Raw genomic sequence first — 21,264 nt, forward strand, 5'->3', positions numbered from 1 at the left:
TTGCGCATTCAGGCTCCTTCGTGGCTGGTGATCAAACCGGGTCGATATCGGTCAGCGCCAGTGTCAGCGCGGTGAAGCGCAGCACCGGCGTGTCGACGCCGCTGAGCGCCGCATACAGCGTCGTATCGAACACCAATTCTGCGCCGACCGGTTCGGAAGCGCTGCCGTATGATACCGCGTTGTCGGTCGCCCGTCGGTCGATCGCCTGCGCGAACAGCTGAGCGAAATCGCCCAGTTGTGCGACGTCCTCCCCATCGATGTCGAAGCTGCGCGCAAGTACGATCGGCACCAGCGGCCTAAGCGACGCCGTGTCGTACGATGTGCCGCTGACTGCGGGCATCGGAAAGCGGAATGCGCACCCCATGGTCATGCGGCGCTTGGCATCGGGTGCGGTACCCGCCTTGTGCAACGCGGCTACCTGATCGGGGTCCGCGAGCAGATTGGCCATCAGCGTGTAGATCCTCTGGCAAAGGCTGGACCCAGAGACCGTCGAGCACGCCGCACCGCTGCCGAGGTTGGGCAGAGTGGTAATGTCGACTGCGGCAGCGACGTCGATGAACGGCGTGACCGGCTGACTGGGCCGGACCTGCGCGGTCTTGTAGACGAACGCGGGCACGACGCTCCATTGGCTCTGGTCGGGGGCGGTGAGCGTGAACAGGTTGCGTTCGACCTGCACCGACGCGAGCGCATTCTCCGCCGCCAGCACGTTGAGCGCATTGACCACGATCTCCTGCACCACGCCAAGCGGGGCGAGTGGCGCGTTCGGCACGGTGACCACCAGTGACGCACCCGACGTGGCGCTGACCTGGCCCGGATACGGCTGTAGCGTAGCGGCAGGATCGAGCGCAGCCAGCGCCAGCGTGACACCTGGATAGCTCGACTCGCCCTGTTCACTCGGCCAGGCCAGCGTGATCGTTTGCGTCGCGGTGGGATCGCGTGGGTCGGTGTCGACTGCATCGGTGACGACATAGCTGTCGGTGATGCGGGTCAACGCCAGCGCATGCGATACTGCGGTCAACGACACGTTCCAGTCGGAATTCGCCGCGACTTCGGCGACGCTCTGCGCGAACGCGGCAACCGCGTCGTTCCAGTTGGCCGCGCCAGGCGTCTGTAGAATTGGCCGCACCGTTTCGATCACGGCACTGGCCCGCGCCAAGGCCTCGAACAGCGTGAAGACGCTATTATCGGCGGCACGCAGCAGTGGCGCTCCGGGGCCGGTCGCGCTGAGATCCGTATTGTAGGTGACCGTGCTGGCGATGCGATCCTGCGCGGCGAGGAAGGCCTGGTACGTATAGCCATAGTCCCATTGCGCATGGGTCGTGATCGGGTTGACGCCGTCTGCGGCCGTGGCCGCCTTGGTCCAGCCTTGCCGAACCAGGGTCGGCGGCGTGGGATATTGACGGAACACGACCGGGATGTCGGTAATCGTATCGACCGGCCCGATGTGCGGCGTCTGGCCGGTCGCATAAGGGTCGATCAGCTGAAGCCATAGCGATGGCCGCGCCTCACCCTCGACCCCCGGCGGTGCGAGGAAATATTGCAGGTTGGTGATGTTGAAGCGGAGATCCAGCGACACGATCGCTCGGTCGGCGACGTCGGGCGTGCCATACAGGAACGTCAGCGGGCTGCTGCCGCCACTCGACACGATCGGCACGTGCGCGGTCGACAGTCCGGCATTCTGCCGCGTCGCCGAGAACCGCCCTTGACCGCTGCCGTTCGTAACAGCGAGCGTGAACTGCGTGCCACCGCTGGTGCCCGTCACGGTATAAACGCCGTCGGCAGGTGCCGAAGAGCCGGCATCGGCGGTGAACAGCATCACCACCTGATCACCCGTCGACAGCGACTTTGCACTCGGCGAGGTCGCGGTGAGAACTGCGCCGGTCCAGCTATAGATGCCGAGCATGATCGCCTCGACCTGGCCGAACAACTCGATCGCGTCGTCGGCTGCGGGTGACACCGCGGCGTTCCACGCGACGTCATACTGGACGATCGTGTCGACTGCATACGCGGTCATCAGTGCGGACCGCATCTGTTGCTCGAAGACCTCCCGCGCCGCGCCCAAATTCGCGAGCGTTCCGGTAAAGGGCGAGGTGGGGCCGAACAGCCAGTCGACCTCGAACGTCGCATACCCCTGCGCAAGCGTCTCGCGACCGCGTGCGATCGTTTCATAGGCCTGACGGACGCTCTCGAACGCCTGCGCGGCCGAAGCCGGGCCGAGCAGGGTGTCGACTGTTTGAAAGAAGACGCGGTTCAACTGGTCAAGATCGACATCGACGAACAGTCGTTGCGCCGGAAGTTGCGGCAGCGACGAGGCGAGCGTCGGCAGCGCGACGGTGGCGGTGTCGAGCGCGTTGTTGAGCGGCTTGGGCGACAGGAAGCGGGGCCCGCTGTTCGCGGCCTGACCGATCGTCACGTCGAGCATCGCCGCCTGCACCGCCCACAGCGTCTGTCCGCTGCCGCCGATCCCGCTGCCCGATCCATCGGTGGCGAAGCGCCGCGTGCGTAGCGCGCTGCGGAGACGATGCGTGCTCGACGCGAGTGCGGGCGGTTGCGCCGCATCGGTGCCGGTCAGTCCAACCGCGAGCTTGCGCGTCGGGAACGCCGCGACGAACGACGCCGCAAACGCGGAGAGGTTGCCGGTGTCGCCGGTTGCCGGCGCGATCGTCGACGCGACGTTCTGCGCGGCTGGCAGCAGGATGATGTCGCCGCTCTTGATATACGGCGAGATCAGCGCTGGATCGCGCAGGATCCCGAACAACACCGCCAGCGGGAAGGCTGGGGGCAGCGCGCCCGGTCCGGCCACGACGACCGTCAGCGTGACCGGCGTCGGGAATGCCTTGGTCTGATCGGTCAGCCAAGCGACCATGCCCGCTACCATCGCGGTGACGTTCGCCGTGTCAGGCGCGACCAGCGGCAGTTGCACGAGATTGCCCTGGGTATCGACCGCAAGGCTGGTCTCGACATAGAAGGTAATGCCGGGGCCGGTGATCTGGTCCCGGATCGTGAGGAAATGGGCGAGCGCGGCCTGCAACGCGGTCTCGGACATGCCGATGAACGCGCTTTGCGTCGGCGTGAGCGACAGCGCGATGCTGCCAAGACCCGCACCGGCAAATTCATAGCTGGCGATCACACCGGTCCATTGGTCGATCGGCAGGATGGGATCGAAATAGAAGTCGGTGTCGCGGTAGGTGGCGGGTATCGGAAGCTGGTTGCCGAATGCGTCATTGGTGAAGACGTCGAGCGCGAACGACTGGCCGATGCTGGCGTAGCGATCGGCATGGGTCCGGCCGACATTCGTAGTCGCCACGCTGTAGAGCGGGGCGACGACGCGATAGTCGGTCGCGGGATCCTGATCGGTCTGGCGCTGCGGCTGGATCGGCGCTGAAAGGTTGCTCGCGATGAAACCTGCACTGGCTTCGACCTGGTAGGTGACCAGGCTGTAAAGAGCATTGAGCGCGGCCGGCGCGGCCCCCATGCCAGCAAGAGCGGCGTGGATGTCGGGTTCGTGCGTCGTGCCCAATGCGCGCAGCGCCGCGATCGCGTCGTCGCGGTCGATCGGCGTGGCCGCGCCAAGGTTCGCCTGTGCCGCGACGGCTGGGCTCGCAGCGAGATCGGTGACGCTGTTCGCGCGCGACAGCGTCACGCCGAAGGTACCTGCCGCCGCCGCAGGGTAGCGAACCTGCAGTGCCGCATCGGTCGTCTCCGCATAATAGACCAGATCAGCCTGCGTCTGCGCAAGCACGACTGCGGTATGATAGGGCTGAACCGACAGCGGGGCGTCCGTAGTATTCGCCTGGCTCGCACCATATCGGATCAGCAGCGTGACCTGTCCGACACCCTTGACGAACAATGCCGTCGGCAGCGAATGCCCGCTCGTGTCGACAAAGCGCAGATAATAGCCCGCGGCATTGGTCACGGTCGCCTGTTGTACGATCTGGAGGAAGCTGTAGCCGCCATCGGTCGTCAGATCGGCCGTGGCCCCCACGGCCACGCCGTCGGGTAGGGCGCGGGACGCGAGCGCTGCCGATGTCGGGGGTGGCTGCGACACCGAACTCGTGTTGGTGCGCAATACGAACAGCGCAGCGGGATCGATCGTCGCCGCATGGAGGCCCGGCACGCCCGCGGCGGTCTGGTAGAGGATGTCGATCGCGGTGATTGGCCGGTCGCCGCCGCGCAGATCGGCAAGGATGCGCCCGAGCAACGCTTCGTCGGACTGGCTCGCGCCCGACAACGCGAACAGATCGTCGAGCATGACGCCCGGCGCCCCGCCGGGAATCTGCCGAACGGTCAACCCGATGCTGGTGACGAGCGCGATATCGGCCGCCGGCAACGGTGCGCCGTCGGGCAGATACGCGCCATCGGCTGCGCGCGACTTGATCAGCATCGACACCGGCGCCGTGCCCTCGTTGCGCTGGAGACGCAGCAGGTTCGGCGGGAAAGCCCGAAGACTGGACGCGCCGTCGAGCAGGATGCTGCTCTGGAAGGCGAAGGACTGCGGCCCGGCGTCGGTGAATGCGATCGGCTGTGGATTGCCGGGCTGCGTCACGGCGCTTTGCGTCAGGCCGTAATAGCCGAGGATCGTCGCCTCGCCGAGCGTATAGCTGGCGTTCGGCGTGATCCAGGTCTGCGATGCATCGGGATTGGCTAGGGCGATCGTATAGGCATCGCCGGCCGCGAACCCACCGACCGGGAACTCCTGCCACAGCAGCGCGAACAGCGGGATCGTGGTCGTGGCGGCCTCGCCGCCGGGGACGGTCATGCCGGCGGCATAGGGCAGGCGGATGCCGCTGCGCATGGTGCTGCTCATCTGCCCCGCGAGTTGCTGGAACAGCGATTGCGACTGCGGCGTTGGCGCACCGGCAGCAGCGCTGAACAGCGTGGTGAGCTTGGCCTGCCCCAGCGATTGGTTCTGCATCGTCACCAGCAGCTGGTGTACCGCGCCGCGCACCAGTCCCTTGAAGTAATCGACGAAGATCTCGGTGGACAGCGGCGTTACCGCATCGGCCGCCAGTCGCAGCGTCGGCGGGGTCGGCGTCTGGTTGACGAACAGCTGACTGAAATAGGCGTCGACCGTCTGCAGGTAGCTTTCGGGAACGAGATTCTTCGATGCGAAGGTGTAGGACAGGTCGTCGGGATCGGTTCCCGCGGTACGGCCTGTGGTGGCGAGCTGAAGGAACGGCGGCATCGGGAATGCCGTCGCCTGAGTCGACTGGCTCGGCAGCGCGACGCTCGCGGTGAAATTGGCGAGCTGGCCGAGAATGTCGTCATAGCCGATCCAGCCGGTCAGCAGATCGGGATCGCTGTCGAGCGACCGCAGGCCGGGCTTGCCGCTGACCGGATCGTCGTCGAGCGTGACGATCGCATCGTAGCTCGCCAGATCGAGCGCATGCATCAGCGCGAAGGTCGCGAGCTGTGTCGTTACCGCCTCGAACGGCTTGAATGCCGCATAATCCGGGGTCGGGGTCGGCGCAGGCTCATATTCGATGCCGAGCGATACCGCGATCCACGGCGCACCGACGTCGGTGGCGTTCGGGAACACGACGGTGATCTCGGGGAGATACAGCAACGGCAACGTGGCGGTGAGGCCCGGGCAAAGCCCGATGGCCGCCGGCGCGGCAAGTCTGCGCGTGGCGCGGTAGCCTGCGAGGCGCAGTACCGTCTGCTGGCTCGATCCGACCAGCTGCCATTCGAAGCGGAACGAGGCGTTGAAACTGAAGCTGATCGTGATCGAGAACAGGAACAGGTTGATCCTGACACTCACGCTGACGCTGACGCTTGCCTCGATATAGAGCAGGATCGAGCCATCGCCGCCGCCCGGCGCGTTGGGTTCGTAGGTGAGGATCAGGCCGATGCTCGCCTGAAGCCGGACGTTGACGCTCGCTTTGATGATGATGAAGTCGAGCGAGCCGTACAGTTCGCCGATGATCCCGACCTGCCCCTGCAACGACAGCGCGTCGGGCGTGCGGAAGATGTCGCCGCCATCGCTGAGATAGCCGGCAGCGCCCTGGATGATCCCGAAAAAGGTGACGCTGACGCCGGCCTTGAACGGGCCGGCAACGAAATCCTTGCCGATCCCCAGACGCAACGCGAAACCGAATGCTGCGATCGTCGCATAGTCGCCCTTGAACACGTCCGGGGCGGTCGCCGTGCTCAGCATCGCGATGTAGAAGCCGCCTGCGCCGGTCACCGGCACCGGTCCCGCCTGCGCTTGGATGCGGAAGCTGCCGCTCCAGTCGTCGCCGTCGGGGAAGCCGAGATCGACCTTCCAATTGCCGTTGGTATAGATACTGACGCTCAACGTCGGCAGCGTCAGCGAGGCGACGCCGACCTCGAACGTGCGCAGGCTGTCGGGCAGCGCGATCTTGATCGCATACAGGCCGATCGTATCGGTCACCTTGGTATAGGTGATTTCGAACGAGAACCCCTTGCCGGGTCCGCCGACCAGCGAGATCTGCAGCGCATAGAACGGGGTGACGTCGTAGAAGACGACGCCGACCTCGATCAGCTTGAGCAGCGTGAAATCGGCGACGAAAATCCACCGCCCGTCGGGATGGTAGATTTCGGCGAAGTCCTTGCCCTTCAGCTTCTCCCAGAAATCGGTCTGCATATAGTCGAGGAAATCGGCATAGCTGGTCGGCGGGTTGGCCGGGTCGGGACCGACTCGCTGGCCGAGGCCGACATAGGTGAGCTCGAAAACGTCGCTGCTGTCCGCGCCCTGACCAGTCTGGGTGAGCACCGCGTTGCGCGCGTCCGGGGCGGCCAGCAGGCTCGAAGGCACCGCGTCCTCGCCGCCACCACCGTCTTCACCGCCACCACCGTCCTCGCCCTTGTTGTAGGCGCCGATCCATCCGATCTGGTCGGCACCCTCGGTCGGCGCGAACAGCCCGATGCTCACCGTTCCCGACGGCGGAATGCGCGTGCCGAGCAGTTCGATGAAGCAATCCTGCAACCCGAGTACCAGCATCTTCGGATCGGAATCGGTCGCGTAGAGCAGGGTGAACTGCTCGATCGCGATCGTCAGTACGCCCTGTATCTTGATCTCGAGCTTGCCGTCGACCTGTGGCAATTGCACGCCGAAGGCGATCCCGCCGCCTTGCGCGGCGTTCTGCCACCCGATCAGCATGCTGAACTTGAACGCCGAGAGCGAACCGACCAGGCCGCCGAGCGAGCCGAGATCGAGATCGAAGATCAGCGCGTAGTTGAAACTGTCCTGTAGCGTGATCCCGTTCTCCTTGAGCCCGGGAATCGACGACAGCGAGTAATATTCGATGCTGTCGATGCTCTGACCGCCGTCGGTCGCGTACAGGAACGATTTGAGCTTGAACGGGATCAGCGAGAGCAGGCTGGTGTCGCCGCTGCGCGCCTGGGTCGCGCCGAGATCGAGCCGCAGATTGCCGGGTGCGAAGGCGAGCGTCAGCTTGTCGGTCGATGGCTGCCCGTTCGTGTCGAGGATCAGGTCGAACCCGACGTCGATGCCGAGATTGGAGAATTCGAGCTTCTCGAACGCGAAGATGTCGAGCACCTGGAGTTCGTTGAAGGCGATGCTGCCCCAAATGCCGAAGTGCGACGCGATGGTCGTCGTGGTGGTCGTCGTGGTGACGCCGCCGACGACCAACGGCTGCGTCTCGTCGTCGAACGAGAATTGCAACTTGGTCAGCGTGATCGATTTCAGATAGCTGCTGTTGGGTTGGCCGGTTCCATCGGTGAAGTCGAAAACGAAAACGCCTTGCGCGACGAAGGAGTAGAGGCCCTCGCCCGCACTGCTGTCGTCGCCCGAGTTGCCGTTTGCCTGGTACGCGCCGACGATGGTTATGGTGTTGCTGGCGGCGGCGTTTTCGCTGGTGCGGGGTGCAGTAGTGCTAACGGTCTGGTTGACGCTGGTCTCGAACAGGCTGTTGATGGTCAGGTTGAGCTGGCAGGAAAAGCTGCGCAACTCGGAATTGACGAACAGCGCACGGAGGAATTCGACCTCGAAACCATAGCTGGCGGCTGTCACGAGCGCGTGCGACGGGTCCTCGGTCTTGGTCTTCTCGTAATCGACGAGCGCGAATGCCGCGCTGCGCGCCAGCGTCGGCAGGGGATTGGCAGGGTCGGTATTGTTGATCGCCACGCCGACGTGATGGACCCGGAAGCCCGCGATTCCCGGATCGACCATGCCGCCCAGTACCGCGCGGATCGCGCCCGGCAGCGTGGCGAGGCGCATGGTGCAATTGACCGCGAGGATGCCGCTGAATGCGGGGTCGGTGACCGTCTGGTAGAACGGCCAATAGAGTGAATCGGTGTCGGGTTCGGTGCCGCCACCCGCAAAGACCGCGGCCTTGGCGTCGGCGATCGTGGTCTGGAGAAATGCTTGTGCGGCGTTCGCGGCGAACGGCGCAACATTGAAGACGTTCGGCTGTGACCACAATCGGATGTCGTCGACCAGCGCGGCAATCGACTCGCCGGGATAGAATTTCATCAAGAAGATCGGCGGCGTGCCATCCGGCGCGCCCAGCCCGCCGGGAGACAGGTCGAACGTCCAGTCACCGATCGTCAGATCGCTTTGCGCAAAGCCGAACAGCGATCCTGGATTCGTGCTGATGACGGTGAATATCTGGTTCTGCTGCAACGATTTGCGCATCGCCGGCCCGAGACTGTCGAAGGCGAGAATGCCGGCGCTGCTCGTCGCCATCTGCAAGGTTGTCCAGCCCGGCGGCGTGCCGTCGATCTGCGCGAGCATGCCCTGCGGCGTCATCGCCAGCGTGCCCCCCGTCGCCGCCAGCGCCGCGTGAACCGGCCGCAAATTGCTCTTGCCTGCTTGGGACGGCGCGGCAAGATAGGCGTCGGTGCGTCGAGGATTGAGCGCGTTCGACTCCATGTCGAGATAGGCCGACAACTCGAGATTGGGATCGGTCGCGAAGGCGAGCCCGCCATAGGGTACGAACGGGGTCGCCGGTGCGGCCTGTGCCGCAGTCCATGATTCGATCGGCAGGAATTCGAGCACATACACGCCGAGCCCCGAAACGGGCGCCGCGCCGCCGAGCATGGCGGTGTGGCTGCTTCCCTGCGCAAAGAGCGGCGTGCTTTGCGGCTGCGAGACATAGGCCCCCGCGGCGGTAACGACGCGTGCGTAGGACGTCGTCGCTGCGTCGCTCAGATAGGCAGGAGACCCGACGCTGTCGGCGCTGTCGGCGATACGATAGGCAGGGTGTCCAGGTACGAACTCAAGGCGGTCTGCGGTGCTGCCGAGCGAGACGTCGAGGAACTCGGTACCCGTGATCCCGCACAGCAACTGCGCGGCGTCGACGGTCGCCGTGGTCGATTGACCCGCGGCGCTGCCGTCGCTCAGCGAGACCGTGAACTGGCCTGCGGGTGTCAGGTAATAGTTGCTGGTGTCGCTGGTATCCTGGACGGGGCGGCTGGCGAAGACGAACCGGCTGGTGCTTGCCACGTCGTCGGCGTTGCTCCGGAAATATACCGGCTTGCCGTTGGCGGTGACGTAATTGGTGCCGAGAACCGCGTCGGTGAACCGGAACAGGCTGCGCAGCGGATCGAGCGGCGCGAGCACGTCGAGCGTGATGTCGAAACCGAACGGCGTGCCGGGCGTGCCGGGCGTTTCGGGCGCGACGGCGGCGCGGAACAGCGGATAGCCGAGTGCCTGGATCAATCCCCCCGATTGTGGCGGGTTGAAATACATCATCCCCGCCTCGAACTGCTTGAGGTCGTCGCTGGTAAACTCGAACGACGTGCTCAGTGTCGCAGCGAGATCGCCTGTGACCGGCAGCACCGCGACGGTGCTGCTGCTGTCATAGGATGACGCCCCCCCGCTGGGCGGCGTTGCGGTCAGCTGGAAGATCTGGCCGCTCGCCGCAGTGTCGGTCAGGTGGAACGCGCCGCTCGCATCGTCGAAGATCATCGTCGGATCGAAGCCCATCAGGCTGGGAGACACGGTGAGTGTGACGCTCTCCCGGAACGCCAGGGAGAAGGTCTGCGTGACGACCGGGGCGCCGTCGCCCCAGTCGAGCGCGATCAGTACCGGTGGCACGGCTGCGTCGTCGGAGAACCAGCCGAGCTGTGCCTGGTAATTGGCGGCGAACGTCTTGCGGGCTTGTGTGGCGAAACTTGCCCAGTCACGCGTCGCCGACCGCACCACGAAGGCGAAGTAGCCGGTATCGTTCAGCGTCTGCCATGACACTTCAGTCAAGTCGAACGTGGGATCGACACGCTGCGCATCCTTGAACAGAAACGCGACGCGCGCTGATTCAGGGGCGGATGGCAAGTATACACCGCTTGAATCGCGGTTGAATGCGACCATTATCCGCCCCTTGCATGAGTTCTATAGTGGAAATGCAGCCACTGACTCTCGACTCGATCTTGTTCCGCTATGGTACGGTGTTTGTTGGGGCATCCAGCATATAGTTTGCGTCAAAATGAATGGAGTCAGAGTTTTTGTTTGTGTTAGCAAGCCGTTAATCATTCAATCGTGAACTAGCGTATAAGATTTCATTGGAATATTAGAGCGTAAGTTCAATTCACTGTTACGGCGATCTAGGCCGCCAAATTGTTATGGATCGGGTGTTCGGCGGTAATGCTCTGCCGACGGACAAGGTTGGTCGAACGCAAGTCCACGCAATGGCGTCGCCGCCATAGTCGTGCGATCGCGCCGACTCCGGTACGTCGCATCGATCAATGCGCGGCGATCACTCGATCCAGGCAACAAGTCTGTTCAGGCAGGTGGCCCAGCGCGAGCATGATAGCTGCGGCTGTCCGATGACAATGGCTTAATATTTGGCTTTTAGCGGTATGTAAAACTTGAGTTTGTCAATCACGTATGCGGCGCAAATCCACCAATACGGATATAGTTATAGTATAGTATCGGAATTGCGCGTTATAACGGTGGCGGGTCGCTAATAAAGATTGCCGGCAGCAAGCTGGTTCACCGATTCTAGGAGATGATGAATGGCCGATACATCGGATAATACGCATCGTGCACTTAGCTTGCTGATCGATAAGGGAATCTTTGCCAAGGGTGTCGATGTACGACAGCTGGTTGCGCTCTCCGACGAGGTGGCGAAACTAGGTGGCGATAAAGACCTCGCTGCATGGACTCTCATCAACAAAGACTATGTGCTGACCGGCAAGGCTTTGGATCCATCCGGGCCGGTTGTGCTTGGCCGAGGCTGATCTCGCTATGCGTCTCGGTGGCGGCATCATGGATGCCGCCACCGTTCTGCTCGATCAAATCATCGCAGAGGGTTCGATACTTCGCAGCGAGAACTTCAAGTTCATCTCTGAAACGATTCTGGCCACGTCTAGGATCGGGGGCGCGCGAGCGACTGCCCTGAACGGCCGGCTTGGAAAAGCGTTGCTGTCCGACGAGTTGCGCGCAGTGCTTCTACGCAATCCTCGTAGCGTCGTGATGTATGCGATGCCGATGACCTTCCTGGTTTCGCAACCGGCGCGCGCGTCGGGGGTGCTGGCGTTGTTCCGACGCATGCACGACGCGGGTGGCACCAAGGCGCTGCACAACCCCGCCTATCGCAATCTGGAAATGGACTTCATCGCCGCGCGTATTTCGGGGACGCACTTCTTTTGCGACCCCTTCGTTGGCGCTACGATTGGGCTACCCTGGTTCGATCGTGACTTGGTCTACGGAATGACCCACGTTCATTTCTACAACAGCGACTTCGGTGCGCGTACGGTCGACTATCCCGCTGGATCGCTCGCGGTGATCGAGGTGCTGGTCGCGCAGGCGGCGCAGGGCGGTGACGTAGACGTGCTGCTCGAACTGCTGATCTGCTACGCGACGATGACCGGTGCGGCCGCCGATCGGCTGGCGTTTCATGATCATCTCGCTTCAAAGGCGATAGCGGCGCTTTGCTTGCCCGATGGCACTGTACCCGAGGGCGCCTCGTTCCGGGATCGCTATCATCCGTTGCTCGTCGCGGCGATCTACCTCGCGGCGCGTGCTGGCGCCTTTGCGCCCTTCGATGCGCCCTCCATTCGCAAACGGCATGAAGCGATCGGGGCATTGATGGGCAATATCGCACGCTGCGAGTTGATCGAGTTCCTCGCCGGCTATGCCGACCATATCGTGGTACATGGATCCGAGGAGGCAATCGAACCCGCCCTGGTGCTCCAGATGTCTCTTCTTGAAGCCGGCGCACGCGATCGGGTGGATCAGGGGGCATCGCCTCTCATCGCTTGACGGGCTACTGGTGTTTTCCCAGCGAACAGCAGAGCGCCGTCCAGGGTGAGCGGCTAATATTGCGGGCAAGTATTGAATTGAAGGGCTCGTCCGATCTTTGTCGATGAGCTCGGTGCCAGACTTCAGGCTACTGCTCTACGTCCAGATCAATTGGTTCTCAAGGTCTTTAGGTCTTGCCAAAATTCAGCGAACAGTGGCTGCGGCTTGTACATTGGCAATATAAACTTGGTATCCGGGGAGTCTGGCATCGAACTTTCTTAAGGTGGCACGATTTGTCGGGACTCTGTCATTACTTGAGAGTAGGTATTCATTGCGACCTGATATTTCTGGTTTTCAGCCAGAGATATTTACTGAAGCCCGGCGATTAAATGCCGCCGGGCTTCTATTTTTGTGTTCGACGAACTAATTGCGGCAGCCAATATTAGTGACGAGGAGCTTGCTGAACCGCTTGCCGCTGCCAGCATTGGCAGTGCCGATTGACCACGCGCTTTTCCACGCCGTCGGATGTGACCGCTCGAACACCTGCACCCAATCCCGGCCGTTGATCGTTAAAATAACCGTTCGAGTACACAGACTTGTTGGCGGCAAACTCTGCGGCGTCCGGCAAACCCTTGCTACGTTCATCTCCGCATCTGCCAAAGCGCGTCGCGTTGGCGCGTCCTCCTGCTTGATGATGCAGCATTCTTGCGAGCACGTTGAGCGCCGGATGGCCGGCAACGATGCGCGTTTGAAATCCCAGATCGCGGCGGTGGTCGAGGTCCAATTCGTTCGCGACCTGCGATCGTTGCGTCGAGTGGTCCTCGCCTAGGCTCCAAGCACCTGTGAAATCGCGTTCACAAGACTTCGGCGGCAGTGGTCTCGAGCGGACGGGCGCGCGCGGTATTCCTGCGAACGCTGACCATTACCGCGATCAATCCCAGGGCCGACGAGACGGCACCCGCCACCGCCACCGCCGGGTACCCGAACCCGGCCGCGATCACGCCGCCGCCCACCGCTGCGCCGATCGCATTACCCAGGTTGAACGCGCCGATGTTCATGGCGGAAGCGAGGTTGGGCGCGTCCGCCGCGGCGTGCATCACGCGGACCTGAAGCGGCGGGACGAGCGCAAAGCTGGCGATGCCCCAGAGGAAGATCAGGATCGCGGTCGGTGCCTTGAACGGCATCAGCAGCGCGAACGCGACGAGGATTGCGGTTAGCGAGGCGAGCGTGACGATCAACGTGCGGTCGACCGAGTGATCGGCGAAGCGTCCGCCGAGCCAGTTGCCGAGCGTCAGCCCCAGGCCGTAGGTCACCAGCATCGCGGTGACGTAGCCGAGCGAGGCGTGTGTCACTTCGCGCAAGATCGGCGTGATGTAGGTGAACACCGTGAACATCGCGCTCGCACCCACCACGGTCAGGCCCAGCGCGCCGAGCACCGGTCCGCGGGTCAGGACGCGCAGTTCCGCCATCGCGTCGCTGTCGTTGGGCGCAGGCAAAGCCGGCAACGTCAGCCGCAGCGCCGCCATCGTCGCCACGCCGAGCGCCGATACGCCCCAGAACGATGCGCGCCAGCCGAGATGATCGCCCGCCCAGGTCGCGAGTGGCACGCCGACGACGTTGGCGATCGTCAGCCCCATGAACATCGCCGCCACCGCGCCCGCGCGCCGTTCCGCCGGCACCAGGCTGGCCGCGACGATCGATCCGACGCCGAAGAATGCGCCGTGATTGAACGAGGTCAGGATCCGCGCAGCCATCAGCATGCCGTAGCCGGTCGATACCGCCGCGAGCAGGTTGCCGATGGTGAAGATGCCGGCCAGCGCGATCAGCAGCGTCCGCCGCGGCACGCGCCCGGTGGTCAGCGTCATCAGCGGCGCACCGATCACGACGCCGAGCGCATAGGCGCTGATGAGCAACCCCGCAGTCGGGATCGAGACGCCGAGATCGGTGGCGATGACGGGCAGCAGCCCCATCGGCGCGAATTCCGTCACGCCGATGCCGAACGCGCCGACGGCGAGGGCCAGCAGGCCGGGATTGAGTTTCATGATGTCTTCCTCAGACCAGCGCAGGGTTCAGCCGGGCGAAACCCTCTTGCTGGCGGTACGGCGTATGGGGGTAGGGTGGCAGCACATCGCTGGCCGCATCGAGCACAGCGACCTGCTGTACCGTCAGTTCCCAGCCGACTGCCCCCAGATTGTCGCGCAACTGCGCTTCGTTGCGCGCGCCGATGATCACCGACGATACGGTCGGGCGGCGCAACAGCCAGTTGATTGCGACCTGCGGCACGGTCTTGCCCGTCTCCGCCGCGACCGTCTCAAGCGCATCGATCACGCGGTAGAGGTGCTCGGTCTCGACGGGCGGCGCGAATTGTTCGGTATCGTGCAGGCGGCTGCCTGCGGGGATCGGTCGGTCGCGCCCGATCTTGCCGGTTAGCCGACCCCAGCCAAGCGGGCTCCACACCAGCGCACCGACCCCCTGGTCCGCGCCGACCGGCATCAGGTCCGCCTCGTACGCGCGGCCGATCAGCGAGTAATAGACCTGGTGCGCGACCAGCCGCGGCGAGCCCTTGCGGTCGGCGATGCCTTGCGCCTTCATTACCTGCCAGCCGGGATAGTTGGACACGCCCGCGTAGCGGACCTTGCCCGCGGCGATCAGCGTGTCGAGCGTGCCCATCACCTCCTCCGTCGGGGTCGAGGCATCGAAGGCGTGAAGCTGGAGCAGATCGATGTAGTCGGTCCCCAAACGGCGCAGAGAATCCTCCACCGCACGGATCAACCGGGACCGCGATGCCCCCCAGTCCTGCGGTCCATCGCCCATCGGCAAGCCGGTCTTGGTCGAGATCAGCACCTGATCGCGCCGCCCCTCGATCGCCGCGCCGAGCACGGATTCCGAGGCACCGTTCGAATAGACATCGGCGGTGTCGAACAGCGTCACGCCCGCCTCCAGACAGATATCGACCAGCCGCCGCGCTTCGGTCTCGTCGCTGCGCCCCCATGCGCCGAACAACGGCCCCGTGCCGCCGAACGTCGCGGTACCAAAGCTCAGCGCCGGTACGCGCAGGCCCGATGATCCCAATTGCCGATAGTCCATATGCGTGTCCCGTTCCATGCGTCGAAGCATAGATGGACCGTCTTGGCGCCGCGTATTAGACCGTGCGGCAGCGAAGGATTTTTGACATGGACGCAAAGATGGTGATCGGGACGGATCGTGCGCGTGCCCTTGAGATCTTCGCGGCGGTGATGCGCGCGGGAAGTTTTTCGGGGGCGGGACGTGCGCTGGGGCTGACCCCGTCCGCGGTGGCACGCTCGATCGATCGGATCGAGGCTCGGCTCGGGGTCCGGCTGCTGCTGCGCTCGACCCGCGCGCTGACGCCGACCACCGAGGGGCAAGTCTATCTCCAGACGGCGCGGCGGATCCTCGCCGACCTCGACGATGCCGAACAGCAGATCGCCGATCAGGGCTCACCCCGCGGGCGGTTGCGGATCAGTGCTGCGCTATCGCACGGGCGGCTCTGCATCGTCCCGCTGCTCGGCGAATTCGTCCGCCTTCACCCTCATATCATACTCGATTTTGCGCTGACGGATACGCTCGTCGACGTCGCAGGCGGGCAGGCGGACGTCGCTATCCGCTTCGGCCCGCTCGCCGACAGCCTGCTGACCGCGCGCAAGATAGGCGAAAGCGGCCGCGTGATCGTCGCGTCACCCGACTATCTGGCGCGGTGCGGGACGCCGGCGGAACCCGAGGACCTGCACCGGCACAATTGCCTCAACTTCAATTTTCGCCGGGTCGAGCCGGTCTGGCCGTTCCGCCGCGACGGACAGGCGATCGCCTTGTCGGTGCGGGGTAATATCGAAGCGAACAATGGCGAGACGCTGGGGCAGCTCGCCGCCGCGGGCGTCGGGCTGGCGCGCGTGGGCGCGTTCAGCGTGGTCGACGACATCGCCGCCGGTCGATTGGTCGCCGTGCTCGAAGACTATAATCCGGGCGACGTCGAGCAGATCCATGCGGTGTTCGTCGGCGGCACCAACACGCCCGCCCGCGTCCGTGCCTTCGTCGACTTCCTCGCCGCGCAGCCGGGCCTGAGCGCTTGAGCCCCAGACGCGCGGAGCTACGCCGTGTCACGAAACTGCAGTCGTTCCGTCATCACGACGAACAACGCGGCGCCTAGCTGCCCTTGCGAACCGGCGGATCCCAGTCGGCAACCCCAGGGGCATCATGAAATTCATCACCGGCAGTGCGTTGATCGCGCTGATCGCCAGCTCGTCGGCTTTTGCCCAGACCGCGCCGCAGACCGAGACCGGCCTGACCGCAGACACTGCAAGCGCCACCGCCGCGGCGGCGGAAGACGGCCAGATCGTCGTCACCGGCACGCGCGATCGGTCGCGGACGCAGTTCGATACGCTCGCCCCGGTCGACGTCCTGTCGGGTGCCGCGGTGCGATCGAGCGTTTCGGGCGACCTGTCGGATACGCTCGCGCAACTGCTGCCGTCGTTCAACGTCCAGCGCCTTCCCGCCGCCGATGGCCAGGCGTTCGTCCGCCCGGCGACGCTGCGCGGCCTGTCCGCCGACCAGACGCTCGTGCTGGTCAACGGCAAGCGCTATCACCGGTCGGCGTTACTCGGTACGCGCGGCGCGCAGGCGCCCGATCTCGCGGGCATTCCGTCGCTCGCCATCAAGCGGATCGAAGTGCTGCGCGATGGCGCCTCGGCGCAATATGGCTCGGATGCGATCGCTGGCGTCGTCAACATCATCCTCGACGACACCGCAGGCATGGAGGCGTACGGCCAGTTCTCGCAATATTACAAAGGCGACGGCAACGAATACAAGACCGGCGCACGCGGCGGCATTGCGCTCGGCGAGCGTGGCGCGATCGTCGTCACCGGCGAATATGACAAGTCCGAAGCGACTTCGCGCACCCGCCAGCGTCCCGATGCGCTCGCGTTCCAGGCGGCGAACCCTACGCTTGCCGTACCAAATCCCGTGCAGCGCTGGGGCCAGCCCGACGAGGAGCGCGTCCGCGGAGCGATCGACGCGCATTATGCGCTCGCCGACGCCGCCACGCTCTATCTGTTCGGCACCGCGCAACAGGGCGAAGGCGTCACCGACTTCAACTGGCGCAATCCCGCCGGCACCGGCAGTGTCTACAACCCCAGTAGCGCGTTTCCCGGCTTCTCGTTCCGCAGCATCTATCCGGTCGGCTTCACGCCGCGCTTCGGTACCAATTTCAGCGACTATCAGGCCAATGGCGGTCTGCGCGGCGATCTGAGCGACCGCTTCAGCTACGATCTCAGCGCCGCCGCCGGTCGCAGCCGGATCGCCTATACGCTGAACGAAAGCCTGAACGCCTCGCTCGGGCCGGCAAGTCCGACCAGCTTCTATCTGGGCCAGCTCGAACAGCGCGAATTCAACCTCAACGCCGATTTCGTCTATCGCCTGCCGGTCGGCACCGCGCAGCCGGTGAACATCGCGTTCGGCGCGGAACGGCGCCGCGAAACCTATCAGGTCTCGGCTGGCGACCCGGCATCCTACGCAGTCGGCGCCGGTGCCGCGACCGGTCTCGCGCCTAATTCCAACGGCTTTCCGGGTTTCAGCCCCAGCCTGGCGGGCACCTTCGACCAGACCAGCTATGCGGGCTATCTCGATCTCGAATGGCAGCCGATCGAGATGGTGACGCTCGGTGCGGCCGGCCGGTATGAGGATTTCTCCGAGTTCGGCGACACCTTCAACTACAAGCTGTCCGCCAGGTTCGAGCCGATCAAGGGGATCGCCGCCCGCGGCACCTATTCGACCGGTTTCCGTGCGCCGACGCCGGGCCAGCTCAACACCTCGCAAACCACGCAAGGCCTCGACACCACGACGCTGCAAATCTTCAACCAGGGCCGCCTGTCGCCGACCGATCCGCTCGCGATCGCGCTCGGTGCCAAGCCGCTGACGCCTGAAAAGTCGAAGACGGCGACGGCGGGCCTGACGTTCCAGAGCCGCATCGGGCTGACCGGCTCGATCGACATCTACCAGATCGACGTCGACAACCGGTTCGGCCAGTCGCAGACGTTCGCGGTGCCGGCGGCCTTCGCCAACCCGCAGCGATTCACGGCGGTGTCGTATTTCACCAACGATTTCGACACGCGCACCCGCGGGATCGATGCGGTGCTGTCCTACGCCCACCGCGTCGGGCCGGGCCGTGCGAGTCTCAGCCTCGCGTACAACTACAACCAGACCAAGGTGCGCAGCGGCGCTACCGCCGCGATCCCCAACGACACGCAGCGTCGTATCTTCGAGGAGCGTCTGCCCAAGCATAACGGCACCGCCTCGCTCGGTTATGACATCGGTGCGGTGTCGCTGCTGGCCCGCGCGCGCTATTATGGCGGGTGGACCGACGTCACCGGCAATGCGACCGGCGAGCTGTTCCAGAAGTTCGGTTCGATCGCGATGTTCGACGTGTCGGCCAGCTACCGGTTCGACGAGCATTTCACCCTGCGCGTCGGTGCGGAGAACGTCGCCAACACCTATCCGGCAGAGGCGACCAACCAGGCGGTTCGCGGGCTGATCTACTCGCGCAATGCCCCGTATGATACCGACGGTGGGCAATATTACGTCCGCGTCGGGATGAACTTCTGATGACCATCGTCGATCGCCGCCTGTTCCTCGCCGGAGCCGCCGCCCTGCCGGTGGCGGCACGGGCAGGGGCTTTTCCGTCCGGGGCGATCGACGAAGCCGCCTTCTGGAAAGGCATCGCGGCGCAGTACGATGTGACGCGTGAGGTGATCCAGCTCGAGAACGGCAATTGGGGCATGATGGCGCGTCCCGTGCTCGAGGCATATGAACGCAACGTCGAGCGGGTGAACCGCGATACCAGCTATTACACCCGGCGCGGGATGATCGCCGACTGGATCGCCGCACGCGATGCGCTGGCGGCCACCTTGCACGTACAGCCCGACGAGATCGCGTTCACGCGCAACGCGACCGAGGCGCTGAAGGCGTTGATCCTCGGCTATAACCGCCTGACGCCGGGCGACGCCGTGCTATACGCGGATCTCGATTACGACAGCATGCAGGCCTGCATGGAGAGCCTGCGCGCGCGGCGTGGCGTGTCGGTGATACGGATCGCGCTGCCCGAGCCCGCTACCCGCCAGTCGCTGATCGACGCCTATGCGCAGGCGATGGAGGCGAACCCAAGTCTGAAAATGATCCTGCTCACGCATCTCAGCCATCGTACCGGCCTCGTCGTGCCGGTCCGCGAGATCGCTGCGATGGCGCGCGCGCGCGGGATCGCGACGATCGTCGATGCGGCGCATAGCTGGTGCCAGCTCGACATAACGCTGGCCGATCTCGATTGCGACTATGTCGGGATCAACTGCCACAAATGGCTCGGCGCGCCGCTGGGCGTGGGGGCGATCTATATCCGGCGGGCGGCGCTGTCGGCGATCGACCGGGACCCCGCCAATCCCGCATCGGACCGCGACACGCTCCAGGCGCGGATCCACACCGGCACAGTGGACTTCGCAGCACCTCTGACCGTCCCCGCCGCGCTCGCGTTCCAGGCGAAGATCGGCAGCAAGCGCCGTGCCGATCGTCTCGCCGCGCTCCGCAATCGCTGGGTCGATCAGGTGAAGATGCTGCCCAGGATACAGGTCCTGACGCCCGACGATCCCGCATTGCACGGCGGGATCACGTCGTTCCGCGTGGCCGGCAAAACCACCACCGCGGACAATGTCGCGCTCGCGCGGACCCTGCTGGAGAAATCCCGGATCTTCACCGTCCACCGCGACGGCATTGCGGGTGGCGCCTGCGTCCGCGTGACGCCCGCTCTGTTCAACACGGTGGCGGACATGGATGCGCTGGCCGCCGCGATCAGAGCCTTGCCGCTCTGATCGCGCCCGCTCCCCGGTTCCGCGTCAGTCCTTGAACGGATCGATCTGCTGGATCGTGCCGTCGGCGTTGAACGACAATTCGGTCATCTTGGCGGAGCGAAGGTGGTTCTTATTCGACAGCTGCGTGTCGTGATAGAACAGCCACCAGCGGTTCTTGAACTCGATGATCGAGTGATGCGTGGTCCAGCCCTGAACCGGCGTCATGATATGGCCGGTATAGCGGAACGGACCGTAAGGATTGTCGCCGATCGCATAGGCGAGGAAGTGTGTGTCGCCGGTCGAGTAGGTGAAGTAATATTTACTGCCGCGCTTGAACACCCATGATGCCTCGAAGAAGCGTCGGTCATGATCGCCGCCCAGGATCGGCTTGCCGGCCTCGTCGACGATCTGGACGTCGCGCGGCGCTTCGGCGAACTGCTTCATGTCCGCGGACATCCGCGCGACCTTGGGTGCCAGCGCGGGCTTGTCGTCCTGCTTCGCGTCGGTATCGCCGCCGTTCGGATCGAACTTGCCGGTTGCCCAGCGCTGGAGCTGGCCGCCCCAGATGCCGCCGAAATACATGTAGCTCTCGCCGGTGGTGTCGCTGAACACGGCCGGATCGATCGAGAAACTGCCGCGGATCGGCAGGGGTTCCGCCTTGAACGGGCCGGTCGGCGACGTCGAGGTGGCGACGCCGATCCGGAATACGCCCTGTTTGTCGCGCGCGGGCATGTAGAGATAATAGGTGCCGTTCTTGTACGCGGCATCGGGTGCCCAGGTCTGCTTCGAGGCCCAGGGGACCTGCTTCACGTCGATGCCGACCGGATGGATCGTCACCGGACCGCCCGGGCGATCCATGCTCAGCACGCGGTAATCATGCATCGCATATTGATTGCCCAGGTCGTCGTCGGGGATCCCCGCATCGACGTCGTGGCTGGGATAGACGTAGATCTTGCCGTTAAAGACATGCGCAGAAGGATCCGCCGCGAAGATCTTGGTGACGAGAGGTTGCGCCAGATAGCGCTTGCCTTCGGGACTGCGGGGTTCGGCCTTGGCGGTGCGCGCTGTCGCGGCAGGTGCTTTTGCAGTCTGGGCGATAGCAATGCCGGAGGCGATCATCACGGGCAACGCGACGACAAGGGCGGGGATATAGCCGGGTATACGGAGGCGCATGACCTTTCGATCCTTCCTGATAAACGATCTTCTATGAGATCTGTGGTCCACGGATGTGGATAGATAGCGCTATCATAT

At 64.3% G+C, this 21,264-nt stretch carries 10 protein-coding genes; 5 read left to right on the forward strand and 5 right to left on the reverse strand.

Annotated features, from left to right (window positions below):
• Nucleotides 1-31: 31 nt before the first annotated feature.
• Nucleotides 32-10,183 carry a hypothetical protein gene (locus tag AC1MLZ_RS13625; protein ID WP_480958940.1) on the reverse strand — a complete coding sequence of 3,384 codons (10,152 nt, stop codon included), beginning with the start codon at nucleotides 10,181-10,183 and terminating at the stop codon, nucleotides 32-34.
• Nucleotides 10,184-10,938: 755 nt separating this feature from the next.
• Here AC1MLZ_RS13625 and AC1MLZ_RS13630 point away from each other — a divergent pair.
• Nucleotides 10,939-11,163, forward strand: a complete 225-nt coding sequence (locus AC1MLZ_RS13630) for a hypothetical protein (RefSeq protein WP_480958941.1) — start codon at nucleotides 10,939-10,941, stop codon at nucleotides 11,161-11,163.
• Complete coding sequence (locus AC1MLZ_RS13635) at nucleotides 11,150-12,187, forward strand: DUF6895 family protein (RefSeq protein WP_480958942.1); 1,038 nt, start codon at nucleotides 11,150-11,152, stop codon at nucleotides 12,185-12,187. The genes AC1MLZ_RS13630 and AC1MLZ_RS13635 overlap by 14 nt, the downstream gene beginning before the upstream one ends.
• Before the next feature lie 421 nt (nucleotides 12,188-12,608).
• On the opposite strand, the gene AC1MLZ_RS13640 is transcribed toward AC1MLZ_RS13635, so the two are convergent.
• The 3 genes from AC1MLZ_RS13640 to AC1MLZ_RS13650 all read right to left on the reverse strand — a co-directional run bounded on the left by AC1MLZ_RS13640 (nucleotide 12,609) and on the right by AC1MLZ_RS13650 (nucleotide 15,253).
• Entirely contained in the window at nucleotides 12,609-12,950 is a 342-nt protein-coding gene (locus tag AC1MLZ_RS13640; RefSeq protein WP_480958943.1) for a hypothetical protein, read from the reverse strand.
• A 70-nt stretch (nucleotides 12,951-13,020) separates the two neighbouring features.
• Complete coding sequence (locus tag AC1MLZ_RS13645) at nucleotides 13,021-14,208, reverse strand: MFS transporter (protein ID WP_480958944.1); 1,188 nt, start codon at nucleotides 14,206-14,208, stop codon at nucleotides 13,021-13,023.
• A 10-nt stretch (nucleotides 14,209-14,218) separates the two neighbouring features.
• Nucleotides 14,219-15,253, reverse strand: a complete 1,035-nt coding sequence (locus AC1MLZ_RS13650; protein WP_480958945.1) for an aldo/keto reductase — start codon at nucleotides 15,251-15,253, stop codon at nucleotides 14,219-14,221.
• Between the two features lie 86 nt (nucleotides 15,254-15,339).
• Here AC1MLZ_RS13650 and AC1MLZ_RS13655 point away from each other — a divergent pair, with 86 nt between their 5' ends.
• The 3 genes from AC1MLZ_RS13655 (at nucleotide 15,340) to AC1MLZ_RS13665 (ending at nucleotide 20,034) form a co-directional block, all read left to right on the forward strand.
• The gene (locus AC1MLZ_RS13655; protein WP_480958946.1) at nucleotides 15,340-16,254 is read left to right on the forward strand and encodes a LysR family transcriptional regulator; all 915 of its coding nucleotides are present in this window, start codon (nucleotides 15,340-15,342) and stop codon (nucleotides 16,252-16,254) included.
• A 124-nt stretch (nucleotides 16,255-16,378) separates the two neighbouring features.
• Entirely contained in the window at nucleotides 16,379-18,781 is a 2,403-nt protein-coding gene (locus AC1MLZ_RS13660) for a TonB-dependent receptor plug domain-containing protein (RefSeq protein ID WP_480958947.1), read from the forward strand.
• On the forward strand, nucleotides 18,781-20,034 hold the full coding sequence (locus tag AC1MLZ_RS13665; protein ID WP_480958948.1) for an aminotransferase class V-fold PLP-dependent enzyme: 1,254 nt from the start codon (nucleotides 18,781-18,783) through the stop codon (nucleotides 20,032-20,034). Before AC1MLZ_RS13660 ends, AC1MLZ_RS13665 begins: the two co-directional genes overlap by 1 nt.
• Nucleotides 20,035-20,058: 24 nt before the next feature.
• Here AC1MLZ_RS13665 and AC1MLZ_RS13670 read toward each other — a convergent pair whose 3' ends face one another.
• The gene (locus AC1MLZ_RS13670; protein WP_480961558.1) at nucleotides 20,059-21,132 is read right to left on the reverse strand and encodes a glycoside hydrolase family 43 protein; all 1,074 of its coding nucleotides are present in this window, start codon (nucleotides 21,130-21,132) and stop codon (nucleotides 20,059-20,061) included.
• Between the last annotated feature and the right edge of the window lie 132 nt (nucleotides 21,133-21,264).

Source organism: Sphingomonas sp. PEI4 (genome assembly GCF_056679955.1).

Excerpts from the sequence above, each read along its gene's own strand:
- AC1MLZ_RS13630 (WP_480958941.1), top strand. The coding sequence starts at position 10,939 with ATGGCCGATACATCGGATAATACGCATCGTGCACTTAGCTTGCTGATC.
- AC1MLZ_RS13645 (WP_480958944.1), bottom strand. The coding sequence starts at position 14,208 with ATGAAACTCAATCCCGGCCTGCTGGCCCTCGCCGTCGGCGCGTTCGGC.
- AC1MLZ_RS13650 (WP_480958945.1), bottom strand. The coding sequence starts at position 15,253 with ATGGACTATCGGCAATTGGGATCATCGGGCCTGCGCGTACCGGCGCTG.
- AC1MLZ_RS13655 (WP_480958946.1), top strand. The coding sequence starts at position 15,340 with ATGGACGCAAAGATGGTGATCGGGACGGATCGTGCGCGTGCCCTTGAG.
- AC1MLZ_RS13660 (WP_480958947.1), top strand. The coding sequence starts at position 16,379 with ATGAAATTCATCACCGGCAGTGCGTTGATCGCGCTGATCGCCAGCTCG.
- AC1MLZ_RS13665 (WP_480958948.1), top strand. The coding sequence starts at position 18,781 with ATGACCATCGTCGATCGCCGCCTGTTCCTCGCCGGAGCCGCCGCCCTG.
- AC1MLZ_RS13670 (WP_480961558.1), bottom strand. The coding sequence starts at position 21,132 with ATGATCGCCTCCGGCATTGCTATCGCCCAGACTGCAAAAGCACCTGCC.